The organism is Nostoc sp. C057, from assembly GCF_013393925.1.
Classification (GTDB): domain Bacteria; phylum Cyanobacteriota; class Cyanobacteriia; order Cyanobacteriales; family Nostocaceae; genus Nostoc; species Nostoc muscorum_A.
In genome coordinates this window covers 571,388-590,268 of sequence record NZ_CP040281.1, presented here as the reverse complement: position 1 = coordinate 590,268, position 18,881 = coordinate 571,388, and the positions used below count along the sequence as shown (strand labels likewise).

At 42.3% G+C, this 18,881-nt stretch carries 10 protein-coding genes; 6 read left to right on the top strand and 4 right to left on the bottom strand.

From position 1 onward, the window contains the following. Positions 1 to 135 precede the first annotated feature (135 nt). The 6 genes from FD724_RS02385 to FD724_RS02360 all read left to right on the top strand — a co-directional run bounded on the left by FD724_RS02385 (position 136) and on the right by FD724_RS02360 (position 10,426). Positions 136 to 1,356: a glycosyltransferase family 4 protein gene (locus FD724_RS02385; RefSeq protein ID WP_179071461.1), complete on the top strand. Its 1,221-nt coding sequence runs from the start codon at positions 136 to 138 to the stop codon at positions 1,354 to 1,356. Beyond that, positions 1,274 to 2,203, top strand: a complete 930-nt coding sequence (locus tag FD724_RS02380) for a glycosyltransferase family 2 protein (protein WP_179071460.1) — start codon at positions 1,274 to 1,276, stop codon at positions 2,201 to 2,203. Before FD724_RS02385 ends, FD724_RS02380 begins: the two co-directional genes overlap by 83 nt. 180 nt (positions 2,204 to 2,383) lie before the next feature. Next, on the top strand, positions 2,384 to 3,814 hold the full coding sequence (locus tag FD724_RS02375; protein WP_179071459.1) for an O-antigen ligase domain-containing protein: 1,431 nt from the start codon (positions 2,384 to 2,386) through the stop codon (positions 3,812 to 3,814). 319 nt (positions 3,815 to 4,133) lie between these two features. Continuing rightward, positions 4,134 to 5,264 carry a glycosyltransferase family 4 protein gene (locus FD724_RS02370; protein ID WP_179071458.1) on the top strand — a complete coding sequence of 377 codons (1,131 nt, stop codon included), beginning with the start codon at positions 4,134 to 4,136 and terminating at the stop codon, positions 5,262 to 5,264. A 560-nt stretch (positions 5,265 to 5,824) separates the two neighbouring features. Further along, a complete protein-coding gene (locus FD724_RS02365; RefSeq protein WP_179071457.1) occupies positions 5,825 to 8,053 on the top strand; it encodes an EAL domain-containing protein in 2,229 nt (742 codons plus the stop codon). Positions 8,054 to 8,851: 798 nt separating this feature from the next. Then, positions 8,852 to 10,426 (top strand): mechanosensitive ion channel family protein, encoded by a 1,575-nt coding sequence (locus FD724_RS02360; RefSeq protein WP_179071456.1) that lies wholly within the window; start codon positions 8,852 to 8,854, stop codon positions 10,424 to 10,426. Positions 10,427 to 10,947: 521 nt separating this feature from the next. Here FD724_RS02360 and FD724_RS02355 read toward each other — a convergent pair. The 4 genes from FD724_RS02355 to FD724_RS02340 all read right to left on the bottom strand — a co-directional run bounded on the left by FD724_RS02355 (position 10,948) and on the right by FD724_RS02340 (position 18,557). After that, positions 10,948 to 11,859: a M23 family metallopeptidase gene (locus tag FD724_RS02355; RefSeq protein WP_179071455.1), complete on the bottom strand. Its 912-nt coding sequence runs from the start codon at positions 11,857 to 11,859 to the stop codon at positions 10,948 to 10,950. Between the two features lie 438 nt (positions 11,860 to 12,297). Then, positions 12,298 to 12,735, bottom strand: coding sequence for a hypothetical protein (locus FD724_RS02350; RefSeq protein WP_179071454.1), 438 nt, complete (start codon positions 12,733 to 12,735; stop codon positions 12,298 to 12,300). 252 nt (positions 12,736 to 12,987) lie between these two features. Continuing rightward, positions 12,988 to 16,317 (bottom strand): efflux RND transporter permease subunit, encoded by a 3,330-nt coding sequence (locus tag FD724_RS02345; protein ID WP_179071453.1) that lies wholly within the window; start codon positions 16,315 to 16,317, stop codon positions 12,988 to 12,990. 566 nt (positions 16,318 to 16,883) lie between these two features. Next, on the bottom strand, positions 16,884 to 18,557 hold the full coding sequence (locus FD724_RS02340) for a mechanosensitive ion channel family protein (protein ID WP_372726501.1): 1,674 nt from the start codon (positions 18,555 to 18,557) through the stop codon (positions 16,884 to 16,886). Positions 18,558 to 18,881 lie beyond the last annotated feature (324 nt).

The window sequence follows — 18,881 nt, the reverse complement described above, 5'->3', positions numbered from 1 at the left end:
TGGCTATTGTTTACGTAAATCCTGCTTTTAACGAACCGCAAAGGGCGCAAAGAGCGCGAAGGTAAGAAAAGAAGATTATTTTAAGTTCTTTGGCTGCGGTTCTATGTGAGCTTATATTACTAAAGAAGGTATTGGATGAAACTTTGTATTGTTACTCATAAAATTAAGAAAGGTGATGGACAGGGACGGGTAAACTATGAGGTTGCTAATGAAGCAATTCGTCGTGGTCATCAACTGACATTATTAGCTAGTGAAGTCGCACCAGAACTAGAGGAGAATAGTCAAGTTAATTGGATTCCCATTCCAGTCAAAGACTATCCAACAGAATTTTTGCGTAATCTCATATTTGCCAGAAAAAGTGCAAATTGGTTGCGGAAAAATCGCTCTGAGATTGATTTAGTTAAAGTCAATGGTGCAATTAATCTGTCTGCGGCTGATGTGAATGCTGTACATTTTGTCCACAGTTCATGGTTGCGATCGCCTGTTCATATTTCCCGCAATCGCCGTGATTTATATGGTTTTTACCAATGGCTATTTACGGCTTTTAATGCACGTTGGGAAAAACTGGCTTTCCAAAAGGCGCAGGTTGTCGTAGCAGTATCAGAAAAAGTAGCACACGAATTAGTCAACATTGGTGTACCGCGTTCTCGCATTCGCGTAATTATCAATGGCGTTGACTTAGAAGAGTTTGCCCCTGGTGAAAGCGATGCCTGCGGCGGGCTACGCCTACGCCAAAAGTTAGGTTTACTGGAAAATGTCACCCTAGCATTGTTCGCCGGAGACATCCGCACACCCAGAAAGAACTTAGACACTGTACTGCACGCCTTGGTGAAAGTTCCTGATTTACATTTGGTGGTAGTTGGACATACTCAAAATAGCCCTTTCCCTCAGTTAGCAGCCTCTTTGGGGTTAAGTAAGCGCGTGCATTTTGTGGGATTTCGCCGTGATATCCCTCAAATTATGCAAGGCGTAGATTTATTTGTTTTTCCTTCCCGATACGAAGCTTGCAGTCTCGTATTGTTAGAAGCACTTTCTTCAGGACTGCCAGTAATTACTGCCACAGCCACCGGGGGCGGAGAGTTAGTCACACCAGAATGTGGCATCGTTTTATCCGACTCAGATGATATTGATGCTTTGGCTGTGGCATTGCTGACTTTGGTGAGTAGTCCCGCCCTCATACAGCAAATGGGCAAAGCTGCTCGTTCTGTGGCAGAAAAACATAGCTGGACTACTATGGCACAAACTTATGTGGATTTATTCGAGGAGTTAAGCAATGCGGAACACCGTTCTGATACCAACTTATCGCCGTCCACAAGACCTATCACGCTGCCTTTTGGCGCTACAGGAGCAAATTAAACCCGTCGATCAGGTGATAGTGGTTGTCCGCGATACGGATGCAGAAACTTGGCAATTTTTGGCGCAATTAAACGCGCCCAATCTGCCACTGTATACTGTCAAAGTGACACAACCAGGTGTAGTAGCAGCCCTCAATGCCGGATTAGCAGCAGTGGAGGGCGATATTGTCTCCATTACTGATGATGATGCTGCACCACACCCAGATTGGTTAGAGCGCATCGCCGCTTACTTTACCTCAGATAGTCGCCTTGGCGGTTTGGGAGGGCGTGATTGGGTATACCACGGCAGCAAATTAGAAGACGAATCTCGCCCAGTAGTGGGACAGTTGCAGTGGTTTGGACGAGTGATTGGCAACCATCATCTGGGAGTGGGAGAACCCCGCGAAGTCGATATTCTCAAAGGCGTAAACATGAGTTTTCGTAAAGAGGCCATCGGACAATTGCAGTTTGATGAGCGGATGCGTGGTACTGGAGCGCAAGTACATTTTGAAATGGCATTTACTCTGGCATTAAAGCGGGCTGGTTGGAAGATAATTTATGATCCTAATGTTGCTGTAGATCACTATCCTGCACAACGTTTTGATGAAGATCAGCGAAATAATTTTAACGAGGTTGCCTTTATTAATTTAGTCCATAATGAAACCCTAGTTTTACTAGAGCATTTGCCATTTATCCGCCGGATTGTATTTTTATTCTGGGCAGTATTTGTAGGTACGTGCGATAGTTTGGGTTTCGTACAATGGTTGAGATTTTTACCTAGCCAAGGGCAATTGGCGGGGAAAAAGTTGCTGGCATCTTGGCGGGGGCGTTGGCAGGGATATAAACAATTCGTAATTCGTAATTCGTAATTCGTAATGAATTTAATTTCTTTTTAGCTCTAGTAGTCTGTAAAGCTAAAAGTTATGGATAAAAAGTTCGTAGTAAGGACTTTAGTCCTTATTTAAGCACTAAAGTGCTTACTACAAACCTTAAAAATTAGCTTAGATATTGTACTAGTTAGCATTGGTAAATCTAAAATCTAAAATTGAATGAATTCTAGACAGATACTTTTCAATAGTTTTTTAGAAGAAAATTATTCTCCAGAAGAGCGATCGCAACAGGGGTGGATGGCGATCGCAGGCTTTATACTACTGATTGTAGTTTGCTATTTTGCTGGTGCTACTGCTGCATTGCGCCTAATTTATCCGGTGACAGCTTTAGCTGTAGCCGTGTTTTTATACTTGCGGCATCCCATTCTCTACATCAGCTTTACCTGGTGGATATGGTTTCTCACGCCCTTAGCTACTCGCTTAGTTGACTATCGGGTGGGCTGGGACGCTACCCGGCAGATGCTCATAGCACCATACTTAGTAGTGTTTGTAACTATAGCAACATTCTTGCGACATTTTCCCCGTGCCTCACGTCAAGGGGGTTTGCCGTTTGTTATGGCTTTTATCGGAGTCTTTTATGGCTTTCTCATCGGTCTGATTTATAATCCACCAATCCCTGTAGCACGCGGACTGCTGGATTGGCTCAGTCCGATTATCTTCGCTTTTCACTTATTTATAAACTGGCGAGATTATCCTAGCTATCGCCAGAATATTCAGCGAACATTTCTTTGGTGTGTGCTAATTTTAGGAACTTATGGCATATATCAATTTGTAGTAGCTCCTGAGTGGGATAGGTATTGGCTCATCCAATCAAAACTATTTATGAGTTCTGGGAACCCTGTACCTTTCGGGATGCGTGTCTGGAGTACATTGCACTCAGTCGGCCCTTTTGGTTCCGTCATGCAAGCTGGTTTACTGTTGTTATTTACCAGTTCGGGAAATTTAATTTTTCCTGCTTCAGCTGTTGGCTACTTATCGTTTTTACTAACACAAGCGCGGACTAATTGGGGAGGCTGGTTATTTGGAATAATTATGATTGTGGGTTCAGTCAAGGCGCGAATTCAAATGCGCTTGATCGTTATAATTGCGGTGATGGCAATTTGTGTTGTGCCATTGACAACTATTGAGCCAATTGCTGGAGTTATATCAGCCCGTTTGGAAACTTTTTCTAATCTTCAAGATGATACAAGTTTTAAAGATAGATCGGGAAGTTATGACAAAAACCTTGGTCTAGCACTTTCTAATGGTTTAGGTAACGGCTTAGGAAATATTTGGAAAGTCAACGAAAAAACTGGTCAAATTGAAGTAGTGGTGATTGATAGTGGCATTTTAGATATGTTTTTCACCCTTGGTTGGTTTGGAGCCATTTTTTATATGGGTGGATTAATCTTGTTAATTATTAGTGTTAGCAGTTATGGTGAAGGCCGTTTTGATAGTTTTATTAGTGCTGCCCGCGCCATTGGTATCAGTTCTGCTACACAGCTAATTATTGGTAGTGGAATGTTAAGTGTAGCAGGGATGATTCTTTGGGGATTTTTAGCTATGGCTATGGCAGGACATAAATACTATAGCAATCCCAAGAATTCTTGAAGAAGAATTCAGAAGTCAGAATTCAGGAGTCAGAACAGGGCAAACGCATCTAAAGTATAAGAATCCTTTAATAGCAAGGGTTTTGGCGTTTTTTAATTTAGCCTATTTTTTCATCAAGATCCTTGCCCAGCAAGGGTTTCAGAAATCCCGTGCGTTCGCCCTGGGAGTCAGAATCAAGACACGACACTCGTTCCTCTCTACGAGACGCTGTGCTAAGAATTTATTCTGAATTCTGACTCCTGACTCCTGAATTCTGTTCGATAAATATGAATTGAGTTAAACAACAAAATCTGACAACTTAAATAGGACTGATTAAATTATGAAAGCAATTATTGTAATGCCACTAGCCGAACAACGAGGCGGCGGTGAAATGATGCTTTGGGATTTGGTACAGCAGGGACGTAATGCTGGTGTTGAGTGGCTAGTGATATTTTTAGAACACGGCCCGATGGTAGAACAAGTAAAGTCCCTTGGTATTGATGCGCGAGTTGTAGAAAGTGGACGTTTACGCCAAATCCACCGTTTTATTGGTGCTGTTTTTCAGATAGCTGCGATCGCACGCCGCGAACGTGCAGATATAATTGTCAATTGGATGTGGATTACGCATATATCTGGAGGCTTGGCGGCAATGCTGGCTGGTTTGCCTGCTGTATGGTATCAGCTAGAAGTACCTAGCGATAAAACTTGGTTGGTGCGACTCGCTACTTTAATCCCAGCCCGCGCAATTATCACTCTCTCTCAAGATGGTAAGCAAGCACAAGCAGAGATTTGGCCCCACAGGCCAACACCCTTGGTTTATCCCGGTGTCGCGCTAGACCGATTTGAGCCTGATGCTTTGCCAACTCCAGAAGAAGCACGCCGAAAACTAGGCTTACCTTTACACGGCCCACTGATTGGAATTGTGGGACGATTGCAACGATGGAAGGGAATGCACGTATTAGTGCAAGCGATGCCCAAAATTTTAGAGAAGTATCCTGATGCTCATTGTGTGGTAGTTGGCGGCAAGCACGATTTGGAACCAGACTATGAGGACTTTTTAAAAGCAGAAATCACAAACTTGGGCTTGAAAAAGCAAGTAATTATGGCTGGACTACAGCGTAATATCCCGGAGTGGGTGCAGGCAATGGATGTATTCGTTCATGCTTCGGATAAAGAACCCTTCGGAATTGTGATTATTGAAGCGATGGCGCTGGGTAAACCTGTGATTGCTGGCGATGCAGGCGGCCCGACAGAGATTATTACCGATGGGATGAATGGACTATTAACACCTTACGGCGATGCGGATAAATTAGCGATCGCAATTCTCCGCTATCTTGACGAACAAGAATTTGCCCGCAGTGCAGGAATAGCTGCCAGACAACGCGCTTTAGATTTTTCAACGCAGAATTATGCTCAAAACTTTATTAGTGCAATTCGTTCTGCAATACCAAGTGTTTCATCTGCTGAATGAAACAGTAAACTTTGTGCAAAAGTCAATTTTATGAAAATGAAACCACAGATTGATACCGATGAATTATCTATGTGAATCTGTGGTTAAAAAATAATACAAAATCTCCAGCGATCGCAATTCTCCACTATCTTGGCGAGTAGAGATGTTTCATTGCAACGTATCTACTCTTATTTTTGAAATTAATTACTTAACTATCTTATCTGTCAGCCTACTTGAGTGATGTAAAAACTAACACCAAGCGCATCAGTTAACGATATGGATAAGGTCAAGCTAAATTAGTCTAGCAAAAAATTATTCCTTACCTAGCTAATTTTTCTTTTTATTTCATGGCTTAAATTTTTTATCTAACTCTTATTAATTTGCTTTATTCTAGAAAATTGATCGACTATTACTTAAACCTTTAATACAAAGCTATAGATGTGCTGCTCTGTTATTTGATACACCAAATTCTTCAAATTACCGAACTCATCAAATCTTCATATATTTGAAGCATAGTTTATCTTTTATTGTAAAAATAGTGGGAATAATAAAATAAATTTGATTGAACAAAGTAGTTAGCTATGAGCCAGATATGTTCTATCTCCAAAACCTGTGCTTGTCGCAATGTTGCACGCTGCCAGACTAAGGAGGCAGGCAGGCTCTTTCTCTGGTTTCCCGTTACACATACCCTCAAAAAAGTCACCTCCTACCTACAGCAGCTTAGACTTGAGTATGAACTGATGCACGAGCGACCAGGTTTGAGTTTGAAGTGTAAACCCGGACAGTCTATAGAAATTGCCCGTAACCTGGCCAAACTACTTGCACCTAGAGAATTAAAAGAGACGCAAGTCCTTTTCACTCAAGGTAATATCCAACCTCAACTCCATGATTTTAGTGACATAGCCTCATTACAACGCTTCATTAAGTTGAACCAATCCGACTGGCTAGTTGAAATGTTGGCAACGGAACGATTTACCAGTTACTTTCAACCAATTGTCTCAATTAACGATACATCGCAGATTTTTGGATATGAATCGCTCTTGCGGGGGCTGGATGAAGAAGGCAATTTAATGCTACCGACACCAATTATGGAGTTAGCAACCGAAGCCGGACTAATACCACAACTCGACCAAATTGCTCGCCTCAGCGCAATCACTGAATTCAGTCGGTATAAAGTGAGTGGGCATATCTTCATCAATTTTGCGCCAACATCACTTTACGATCCAGCTTTTTGCCTCAGTAGTTCAGTTGAGGCAATTGATACTGCCGAAATTTCCCACGATCGCGTTGTCTTTGAAGTTGTAGAATCAGATAATCCTCAAGATTTAACCCATCTCAAGGCAGTGCTTAAATACTACCGGGATGCTGGATTTTTAGTAGCTCTTGATGACCTTGGTTCTGGCTATTCCAGCCTAAACTTGCTGCATCAGTTACGTCCAGACTTTATCAAGCTGGATATGGAGTTAATTCGAGATGTACATCAAGACCTTTACAAAGCTTCGATTACCGAGAAGCTTTTAGAGATTACTCAAAAGTTAAACATCCAGACCGTTGCTGAAGGAATTGAGTGTATTGAGGAACTGAACTGGCTGCGAGAACGAGGTGCAAATCTTGCTCAAGGCTATTTAATTGCTAAACCTAGTGCAGTGCCTGTCACTACAACCCCTCACTTTGATCCAATCACGTTAAATGTAGCATCGACAGATTCTAAGCTGGTTGAGCGGCATGTCCAACACCAAAATGAGTCCGAGCGAATTGTTGCGGCTGTGACGCAGCGCATTCGACAATCGTTAGAGTTAGACGAGATTTTGCAAACCACAGCAGCCGAAGTGCGGCAACTGTTTGAGGTAGACCGAGTAATAATTTACCAGTTTGAGTCAGACTGGAGTGGGTTAGTAGCTGTAGAATCCTTAGCAGAAGAGTGTATGTCCATTCTGGGATTTCACGTTATGGACACATGTTTTAAATCTACCCGTGCAATTTACTTTCAACAAGGTAACACCAGAGCAATCGAAGACGTTGAAACTGCTGGATTATCGCCGTGTCATCTTGACCTCCTGCGAAGTTTGCAAATCCGGGCAAACCTTGTCGTGCCTATCTTGCAGAAAGAGCGTTTGTGGGGACTATTGATTGCTCATCAATGCCGTAATGCCAGACAATGGCAGCAATCGGAGATTAACTTGTTTAACCAGTTAGCGGGACAAGCTGCGATCGCTATTCAGCAATCAGAACTTTACCACCAATTACAACAAGCAAACCAGGAATTACAGCGCCTTGCCTGTTCGGATGGTCTGACCCAAGTGGGAAATCGACGCTGCTTTGATGACACATTCAACACACAGTGGCAACGGTTGGCACGAGAGCAAGGTTCGCTATCTTTGATTTTGTGCGATGTCGATTACTTTAAGCTTTACAACGATACACATGGACATCTGGCAGGAGATGATGCCCTCAGACAGGTTGCCAAGGTAATCTCTCAGACAGTTAAACGCCCTGCTGATTTAGTTGCTCGTTATGGTGGAGAAGAGTTTGCAGTTATTTTACCGAATACTGATATTGAAGGGGCCATTGCAGTTGCAAGAGATATTCAGACCAATATTAGTGCATTAAAAATGCCTCATCCCCATTCCCAGGTTAGCGAATTCATCACTCTAAGTCTTGGTGTGGCAACCATCACTCCTCATAGCCAATTATCTCCCGCAACCTTAATTGCTGCTGCTGACCAGGGACTCTACCAGGCAAAAGCACAAGGAAGAAATTGTGTGGTACAGATAAACTGTCAGGATATTGAGCCTAAATCTTTCCTTTAGTACCAGTTTCATTTCCTCTGCTGTAATAACTACTATATCTAAAGGGGTAGTCAATTTATATTTTTTAATATAGCTTGGTTTATTTCCACCCATTTGACTTGAGATTACTGAGTAAAAAATATTATTTCCCAGTCCTCAGTTTCTGCTTTATGTATTTTGGTATATGTAGTTTATCGAACAGAATTCAGGAGTCAGGAGTCAGAATTCAGAATGAATTCTGTGCGAGTGGCGGATGAATAGCCGGGTTTAACACCCCCACCAAATCGTAGGTTTGGTGGTCTTTAATCAGTCGCGGGTCTGAATCCCCGACTGATTTATTCTGACTCCTGAATTCTGACTTCTGAATTCTTCTTCAATCCGGTTAATTAACAGCTTGCTACAGGCTACGCTTAAGCAGCTTAAACCAGTGTTCACTAATAACTAATATGAATTTAGAACTTACGCAAAACTATATGCGGTAGGGGTAATTCAATTGTCCCTACCCGAAAATCTTTCTTTTTGGATTCTTTTTTAAAATTGGTATAAGTCCTGGAATTTGATCGCTTATCAATGAACATACACTTAAGTATTTTCAGTTTAAAGGTGATTTATGTAACCCTTAAAGCCGGAATTACACAAATATCTTCCTTAAAGGCTTTTTGGAAATCATCACTTAAATATAAAGTGATTTAAATGTTAATAGCTTGACAACAGATGATTATATGAAATAATTATCATCTATCTTATAGAGATATCAAGGTATCTCTCAATAGGTTTTGATAATAAAACACTTAAATTATTTAAGTTTTACGAGCGCGCATGAATATATTAATCATTTTAGCTGAAGTCAGCCTTGTAATCTTTGTTTTTTTATTACTGAACTGGTTTGTAAACAAGTTATTCAAGCTATTTACAAAATTAAAGAGCGAAGATAGGAGTATCAAAACCTTGCGTCGGAACATCACAGGGTTATTGTTACTTGCTTGCTTGGTGTCATGTATTTTGATTGTGGGTGCTAATGGTTATCTAGTTTATCGTGGCGAAAACCTTCAACAATACACCATAGCAATGCTTGAGCGTATTCCATCAGGATTTTGGATAACTCTAGGAATTGGCATAGCTCAGAGCATTGGCACTTTCATATTAGCTGCGATCGCACTGAAATTTCTGAAATATTGGCTGAAGGTAGCTAGCACTCGCGCCAAAAACTTAGAAAAAAATACTGCCGATGATGAAAGTATTGATGCTTTCTTTAACGCCCTCTATCACAGAATTAGCGGTGGAATCTGGCTGTGGGCTGTCATTCTGTGTGCCCAGTTTCTCAAATTGCCAGCAACGGTTTCGGAATATTTGTACATTGCACTGCGAATCTATTTAATTATTGCCGTCGGGTTGCTGATTCTCAAAGCAGTCGCGGCGGTAGTTGATTTTCTCGATGCTCTCAGCGTCAGATACTCCAACCCTGATAACCTCTTAAGATTCTACGATCGCCTCCGACACCTGATACCCTTTTTAAAGCGGTGTTTGGAGTTTGTAATTTATGTCTGCATGGCAACATTAGTGATTCAACAGGTACAGTTAATCGCCAATATTGCAGCTTTTGGCCCGCGAATCATCAAGATCATCGGCATCATCTTCATTAGTCGTGTGTTGTTTGAAGTCGTTTACCTACTTGTTGAAGAGGTGCTGTTTAAAGACCGGAATCTAACTGATATTCAAAGAAGTAGACGCTTGACACTCGTTCCTCTTTTTCGTAGTTTCTTACAATATTTTGTATACTTTGCTGCTATTATCTCTATTCTCTATACTCTTGACATTGACCCAACTCCTATACTTGCAGGTGCTGGTATTGTCGGTATAGCTGTAGGTTTAGGGGCACAGACACTGATAAACGATATAGTCTGCGGCTTCTTTATTCTGTTTGAAAACTACTACTTAGTGGGTGATTATATCGAGGCTGGGAAAGTCGAAGAGAGGGCTGTTGAAGGTGTTGTTGAGGCAATTGAACTCAGAACCACTCGTATTAGACATCCCAATGGTCAATTGCAGATTATTCGCAATGGAGATATTGGCTCAATTACCAATTATTCTAAACAGTATATCTTTGCAGTAGTGGAAGTTGGTGTGCCCTATAATTCCAACTTAGCTCATGTGTACAAAGTGATTGAGGAGGTAGGACAACAGTTAAAAACAAACGATCCAGATGTACTCGAAGGTACACAGATAGATGGAGTGGAAAGCCTTGGAGAATCTAACTTGTTGCTGCGGACATTAACGAAGGTGAAGCCAGGAAAACATCTTCAGATTCAACGCGTTCTTCGGAAGATTTTTACAGATGCACTACTGCGCGAAGGAATTGTAATTCCCATCCGTGCTGAAAGTGCTGAAGGTTAATTTGGCACTTTATTTTTAAAGAGCATTGCGAGTTGGTGTTATGTCAGGCTTGAAGAAATTTGAAAGCTAGCAAAAATTGTGTCCATTCATACAACAAAATAGTAACGATTGTTATAGGCTTGAAAAGCCCTTTACTTTTATACTTTTGGCGAAACTTCACCGCCAAACAAGCACCAGAGCGATAGGAAATTACTTATGACCAAATGCGATTGATAATTATCAAACGTAAATCTGGTTAAGTTGAACATATCTCTGTCAGCAGCATAAGTGACATCCTACGCCCTGGTTATCTCTTTTAAGAGGACTTAAACAAAAATCAAGCCTCGCATCACAATTGATAATTTCTACAGAATTAGGACTTACGCAAATTATCTCTCAAACTCTGATTTCTCCGTGCCCTCTGTGCCTCTGTGGTTCGTTATTCCGTAACTCGTGCGTAAGTCCTAAGAATATATAGATAACTATGGAATCACTGAGCAAATTAATCAACTCAAGCCATAGTCAAACATTAAATACTAACTTTATGGTGATTTTGTTAAAGTATAAAATTTGTCAGAACGCATTTGAGTGCCATTTCGCCAAACTTCCACTCTTTCAGGGCTGACTAAATAATAAAAACTACCATTATCTGCTCGATATCTGCCTTTACCAATATTCAAAGCTGGTATTTTTATAGGCTTGCTTGGGTCTTGCTTCAACCGCCCAATATAAAATAACTGCCCATTTTCTTCACAGACCTTGACACGAATATTTGCAGTTTCACCATCAATAATGGTAACTCCATTGCAATTAGTATCACTGCTTATAGGTGCAAAACCCATTGGAGGCAATGAAGGTGAAACTTGCTTTGCTACGGGGGGTGTCGAGACTGGGCGGTTCGGGTTATCCACTTGCTGAATTTTAGAAGCAGGGGAAACACTTGCAGTTAAAGATGTCAATAGACGAAGGGGATCAACTGCTATTCGACCATTTGGATGCACTTCAAAATGGAGATGAGGTGCTGTACTATTGCCTGTAGATCCCATCTCAGCAATAATTTGACCTTGAATGACCTGTTGATCCTTGCTCACCAGCAAACGGCGATTATGACCATAAACAGTAGTGCTACCGTCAAGATGCTTAATAGTTATGGCATTGCCTAACCCCCAATTATCCCAACCTGCTTTGACAACAGTACCCGATGCAGCAGCAACAACTGGGGTTCCAGATGCCCCTGCAATATCAATTCCTTCATGTTGATATTTGCGAAAGCCTTGAGAAATAAACCCTTGAGTTGGCCAGATTAAGTTAGAAGCAGGGATAGGAGTTTGCCCAATTGGGGAATCGCTTGCTAACTGTGTTAGGGCAGATGTAGTTGTACTTAATACGGCGGTTAAGGATATTAAACCAATTAGTCCATAAGTGCGGTATCGAAAAACGGTAAGTTTTTTCATAATTGCAAGCCTATTAAAACAATAATTCAGATAGTTTCTGATTATTTGCTGTTTCAAGCTAACTCGGAAAATATCAGGAAGTTTAGCAGATATGTTATTTTTAAGACCTTAGCCAGCCACTTTTGTGCTAGAAGTACATAAACATCTCCAGAAATCAAATATGTTTTATCCAGAACCCTTGTAGAGACGTAGCACTGCTAAGTCTCTACATTTATTTTCGAAGATGTCTAATATCTGCTCCGTATGCCAGTTATCGACGCATCGAACGGCGGCATACGTTTATCAATTGCTAGAGTCTTGGGTTTCAGACCCCCAATGTTGTGTCAGCTTTCTGCTTTCTTACGAGAGTTCAGTGGCTTCAATTTAGGAGGGGTCGAATCCTATTAGTAATCCTGCTCCTGCCTTGTCTGCGACACGCTGCGCGATCTACCTTATGCCTCAAACCTTAGTGTAATTATCGATTACTTTGGCTAAGTCTGGAATAGCTTCTTCTACGTGCTTTTTGGCTGAACCGCGAAGTTTTTCATAGGTTCCTCGCACGATTTGGCGCTTGGCATTCTTGACTCTAGCATCAGTGACACCCAGTAGCGCATCTGCCGTATGAGAGCGGTTTGCACTCAAGTGTCCAATTGGATCGCCTTTCTGTACACCTTCGCTCCACATGGGATCAAGTGCGGTGAGGCACTGTGGCAGGATCTGCTCAACTACGTAGGGGATATACCCTGGCTTGACACCTTTGAGAGCAGCAAAGGCAGTTTTCAAAGCTATGCCGCTCATACCTGACTTGGATGCAAGCTGTACTTCTATCATGTTGCAACATTCATCTACGACCATCGCTTTTTTGGTCGGGTTCAAAAGTCCTTCGCTAAGTCCCATTTCACTTTTCCTTATCTCAGTACTTAATTTCTATTCGACTAACTTTTTTAGCAAGCAGGAAATTACAGAAAATGGTATCAGAGTTAGAGGATGTTATGAACATCACTTTCTCACTACTGAAGGCTTTGTCCATAGTGCAATACGCTTGAGTTAAGGCTTGATTCTCTCTAACCCTCCTTAAAAAGGAGGGAATTAGAGCAAGCCTTGTGTTTACACGGTAGAGTTGGCAGAAAAGATACAGGATGGTAAAAATCAGGTTATCCCGTCCTGCTGAGACCTAAGTTGTGTTTCTGGCTGAGTTGAGCCAGCAGGTAAAGCCTTATGTTCAGATCCCGAAGCTTCATTAGGATAATCTGGAGGTTTTGAGCCACCCGATCGCTTCCGAGAAAATATGGACTGAGCTAGGGTCTTGACTAAGATATACAAAATTGGCACCAAGAACAAACTCAAGAACGTGGAAAGCATCAACCCTCCAAAGAGCGCTGTTCCTAAAGACCAACGGCTACTGGCTCCAGCCCCTTGAGAGATCACCAAGGGCAAAAATCCTAACAGCGCTGCAAAAGAAGTCATTAAGATTGGTCGCAGACGTTCTTGTCCCGCTTTCACCGCCGCGCGTGTGTAGCTCATACCTTGCTCATGCAGCTGATTGGCAAATTCCACGACTAAAATCGCGTTTTTTGCAGCTAGACCAATCAAAGTTACTAGACCCACTTGGCAATAGATATCATCCACTACTTTGGGGAAGAGACTACCTGCCATGAAAATATTGGAACGTAGCCAAATCGCCGTCATCGCTCCCAAAACTGCTAGGGGAACTGTCAGCAAAATAATGATTGGGTCAACATAGCTTTCATACTGAGCCGCCAACACCAAAAAGACAATAACGATCGCTAAAGCAAAAATTAAGCCCGTAGCTCCCCCTGATGTCTTCTCCTGGAGATAAGTCCCTGTCCACTCATAACCAAATCCTTGAGGTAAGACCTCTGCTGCTACTTGCTCCATCGCTTTAATCGCCTCTCCAGAACTAGAACCGGGAGCAGGAGCGCCCTGGACTTTGATTGATCGGTACAAGTTGTAATGGGAGACGGTTTTTGGCCCCACAAAGGGAGTAACTTTCACCAAACTGCTCAACGGAATCATCGCCCCGTTTGCAGAGCGAACATAGAGTTTGCCAATATCATCTGGATTAGAGCGAAAAACCCCATCTGCTTGGACGTATACTCGATACTGTCGCTGTCCTTGGACAAAGTTATTTACATATTGCGACCCCAAGTAAGTTTGCAACGCTCCAAAGATGTCGTTAATCTCCACATTGAGAGCTTTGGCTTGGTTGCGGTTTACCTGAATGTCAAATTGGGGAGTGTCTGCGGTGAACTGAGTGAAAACTCGTTGTAAAACAGGCTTTTTATTTGCGGCTGCAATAAATTTTTTAGCAGTCTCAACTAGGGTTTCAATCGGCGCACTTCCAGTTCGGTCTTGAATGATAAACTCAAAACCACCTGTACTACTTAACCCTCTAACTGGAGGAGCATTCACTGCGATCGCTCTAGCTTCTGTAATTGTCGAGAGCTTTTTGTTTAGCCTCTGAAGTATGCCATAGACAGACTCAGATTCTTTAGCTCTTTCTTTCCAGGGTTTCAGATTAGCAAAGGCAATACCTAAATTAGAAGCATTACCATCGAAACCAAAGCCACTGATCATAAAACTAGCTCTAACTTCGGGAGCCGATGTTACTTCTTTGACAACCCGATCCATAACAGATTCGGTGTACTTCAAAGAAACCCCATCTGGCCCTTGGACAATTACAAAGAAGTAACCCTGATCTTCCTCTGGAATAAACCCGGTAGGAACTGCTCTGTACATTAAAACCGTTGCTACTAAACCAGTGATGAAAACCCCAATTACAATCGGTTTGACATGGGTAAGGTAGCTAACAAACCCGACATATCGCCGTGTGAACCAAGAAAATCCCCGATTAAATTGCGTAAAGAACCAACCCAAAGGGCCCCGTGCAGTCTGAGCAGGGCGCATAAGGATGGCTGCCATACTTGGAGAGAATGTTAAAGCATTGAAGGTGGAAATGGCAATGGAGCAAGCAACGGTTAACGCAAATTGTTTGTAGACAATCCCTGTAGTGCCTGGAATGAATGCAACGGGAATGAATACCGCCATGAGTACAAGTGAAGTGGCAATGATTGCCCCAGTCAACTCCTTCATCGCTTCGACAGCCGCCTCAAAGGGCCTCATGCCCTGCTCCAGTTTGACTGCAACTGCCTCCACTACAATAATGGCATCATCAACAACGATCCCGATCGCTAAAACGAAACCAAATAAGGTCAGTGTATTAATCTGAAATCCTAAAACCAAGAGAGCCGCACATGTTCCAATCAGGGAAACGGGGATCGCAACAGTAGGAATGATCGTGGTACGCCAATCTTGCAAAAAGACGAAAATTACCAAAACCACCAGGATAATCGCCTCAACCAAAGTATGCAGAACTTCTTCTAAAGAAATTTCTACAAATGGCGTGGTATCAAATGCCAACTGTGCTTTTAGTCCAGGTGGAAAACTCTTCTCCAGCGCTACGATCCGCTCTTCAACAGCATGAGCAACATCTAGGGCATTACTACCCGGAAGTTGATATATCCCCAAACCCACGGCTGCCTTGGGAGCATTTCCTGGGATGGTAAATTTGGCATCAGCAAGATAGTTTTCTGCTCCCAGTTCAACTCGACCGACATCTCTGACTTTAACTAGGGTGCTATTCGTAGTGCCATTGGTAGTGCTATTGCTAGTACTATTAGTGCCACCTTGACTCACCTTCAGCACCATATCCTCAAATTCAGCCGCATCTTTAAATCGACTGGTTGCCCGTAAAGCAAATTCAAAGCTTTGATTATCTGGTGCTGGTTCCTTACCAATCGCCCCTGCACCCACTTGAATATTTTGTTGTTGCAGGGCAGTTGTCACATCTTGAGGAGTTAGTTGATGTTGGGCCAGCTTGTTGGGATCGAGCCAAAGACGCATGGCATATTTGCGTTCTCCAAAAACCCTGGCACTTCCTACACCAGGAAGTCGTTTGATTTGATCGAGAATATAAAGATCGACATAATTACTGATAAAAATGTTGTCATACTCATTATTTTCTGAGTAAAACCCATAAACCAGAAGGAGACTGCTTGATGCAGTTTCAACGGTGACACCTGTTCTTTGAACAGTATCTGGCAATTGAGGTGAAGCAAGTGCTTCTTTATTTTGAACGTTTACTTGAGCAATATCGCTATTAACATTAGTTGGGAAGGAGACAGTTATATTGCTAGAACCATCATTACCCGTGTTAGAAGATATATAAGATACATCTTTAACACCATTAATTTGTCGCTCGATAATGTTGGTGACACTGCTTTCTGTTGTTTGAGCATCCGCACCAATATTGTTAGAGCTAACGGTGATTTGCACCGGGGCGAGATCCGGTAGCTGAGAAATTGGCAGGATGGGAATACAGATGCTTCCCAGCAGCAAGATGATAAACGTACAGACCGTAGTTAAGACTGGACGTTTGATGAAGGTGTTGACAAACATAAATCCAGGAACAGTTTAATTCTGGTTACGGACAGAGTGGCTTTTTATTAATATAAGGATTTATTAAGGTTTCATGTTAAATATTTTCTCCTTCCCATACTCCGTATGGGAATACATAGGTCTGGACTGCTGACTCAAGGGGAAATCAAGCTTTTTTCAACTTTGGGACTTACGTCAAACTACAAGCACTCAGAGGCGAATGGCACTAAGAAAAGCTGAAACCTCGTCAGGGCATGGTGTGGGAGGTGTGGGAGGATGTGGAGGCAATGCAGCATTTGTTGATATGCAGTTATTCAATTTCTCCTCTTTCTCCCCACACTTCCCCCACTCCCCACACTCAAAAAGCAAGTTATATCAGGGCTTTGCCATTAACTTAGTGCCATTCCACTCAGAGGCAATAACCTGCGGGTACTCCGTTGGATGACGTAAGAAGAAAATCTTTCTTTTCAGCGATTGTTTGCGTAAGTCCCGGACTTGTGGGTACACCATAGCCCCTTTGTAAGGGGCAATAGGACAGAATTTGGTCTAATCAACTGAAAAATGCGGTCGGTAATGTATCCAAATTTCTAATGAGATTTGCCATTACCTTGAAAATTTAACAATTGATCGTCATTGACCCAAATCGCTTGTTGAGGTACAGAAATAGAAATTCCGGCTTTGTCTAGGGCGACTTTCAGGCGACGGCGGAACTCCCGTGCTACATCCCATTGCTTCAGGGGCTGTGTTTTAAACCATACACGAATAATCAAACCGCGATCGCCAAATTGATCTATTCCCAAAACTTGGGGCGGTTCCAAAATTTGACGCTGCCATTGCATTTCTTGATTCATCTCGAAAGCAACTGTTTCAATCAACTTCAAAGCGTGTTCTGTATCGGCTTGGTAGGCAATGGGAACCGTTAAATCGGCTCGTGACCAACGACTGGAAAGATTGGCAACAATTTTAATTTCACTATTGGGAATGGTGATCAAGCGCCCTTCCGAATCCCGCAGTTGGGTCATCCGCAGATTCAGATTTTCTACTAAGCCTCCTACGTCTCCCACATTAATTACATCGCCTAAAGCATACTGGTCTTCTAGAATAATCAGGAAACCATTAATCGCATCTTTAATTAGGTTTTGCGAAGCCAGAGACAATGCAACACCAACCAAACTCGCACCCGCTAGCAAGGGAACGATATCTATCCCCAATGACACCAGCGCTAGCAAAAAGCCTACTCCTACGCAGATACCAGTAGCGATGCTTTTAGTCACGCCAGAAAATGTGGAAACTCGCAGTTGCAGCCGTTCAGAACTTTCTGGAGTCAATAAAGCACCACTGCTAATTAGAGTGGTGGTGAAGCGGTCAATAAGGGCGTAGATGAGACGGATTGCTACATAAGTTCCCAAGAACACGACACCTAATCGCAAAGGAAATTGGGCCGCTGTGAGAATCCCTAACTGAAATGGTCGTGTGTAGGGAAATAGACCCAAGATAAAGAAACTTCCACTACCCCAAATTCCAGCTTGAGTTAGCTGAAACAATCGTCTTTTGACTTCTTGAATATGCCGATGTTGCTGTTGATTTAGTTGTGTTGTAATTGGTTGGGCTGCTGCTGGTGAAATTGGGGAGTTTAGGGGCCATCTAAGAGGTTGGGAGGCAATGGATTGTACTGAATTTTTTTTGGAACGGCGCTGCCAACTATATATCCCCCAACTCATGATAATCATTGCCAGTCCTGTGCCAGCAGCAATTTTACCTTGGTTGATTAAAAATTGAGTTTGTCTTTCTTGCTTTGCTTGTTGCAAGTCTTGTTGTAACGATTCGGCGACTTGATTTGCCGATGTCAACATATCTACCTGTCGTAGTCCAGCATCCTCAGAAGTGATCGTCATCAGGTATTGATCGTTGACATAAATTACTGGTAAGTCGTTTACCTTGCGAACTTGTACCTTGACTGCTGTTTTTGCTGGTGATTGAATGTAATTTTGGCTAATTGTCTCCAACTTCTTTTGGATATCTTCTGAACGCTCAGGAAAGTTGGCTTTTGATGCTGCGATCTGAAATAACCGCCGACCATCTAAATAAATCCAGCCTGTGACAAGCCGATCGTTTGAATCACTACTGACACTGCTGGGAGCTTGTAATTGAGGTAAAAATGGAATCTGGGCTGTGGCTTTTGCTATAGGTACAACGGCTATGGCCATTGAACTGGCGATGCCTACGGCGGGCAAAGCCAACGCCAAAAATTGAAAACGCACTCAAACACCTCCTTGAAAACAATTGACTATTGACTACTTCTATAACCATCCTCCGCAATTACTTTGAGTAAATGTACCCATCTAAAGTTGAGGTTTTCTCTTTAGATGATGAAAGTTCGATGTTGTTTTATTTGCCCTCTATCTTTAGATAGATGACAATGTACTTAGAATCAGCAAGCAAAGCTGAGAAGAGTCTTACTCTTACCAAAGATAAAACAAAAAGAAAGAACCTGGCGATGAAGTTGACATTAGGGTAATCAAACGTCAAGCTAGTTTTCAGGACTATTGACTAGTGATTTGCTTTCTTTCAAGCAAAAATCGCAA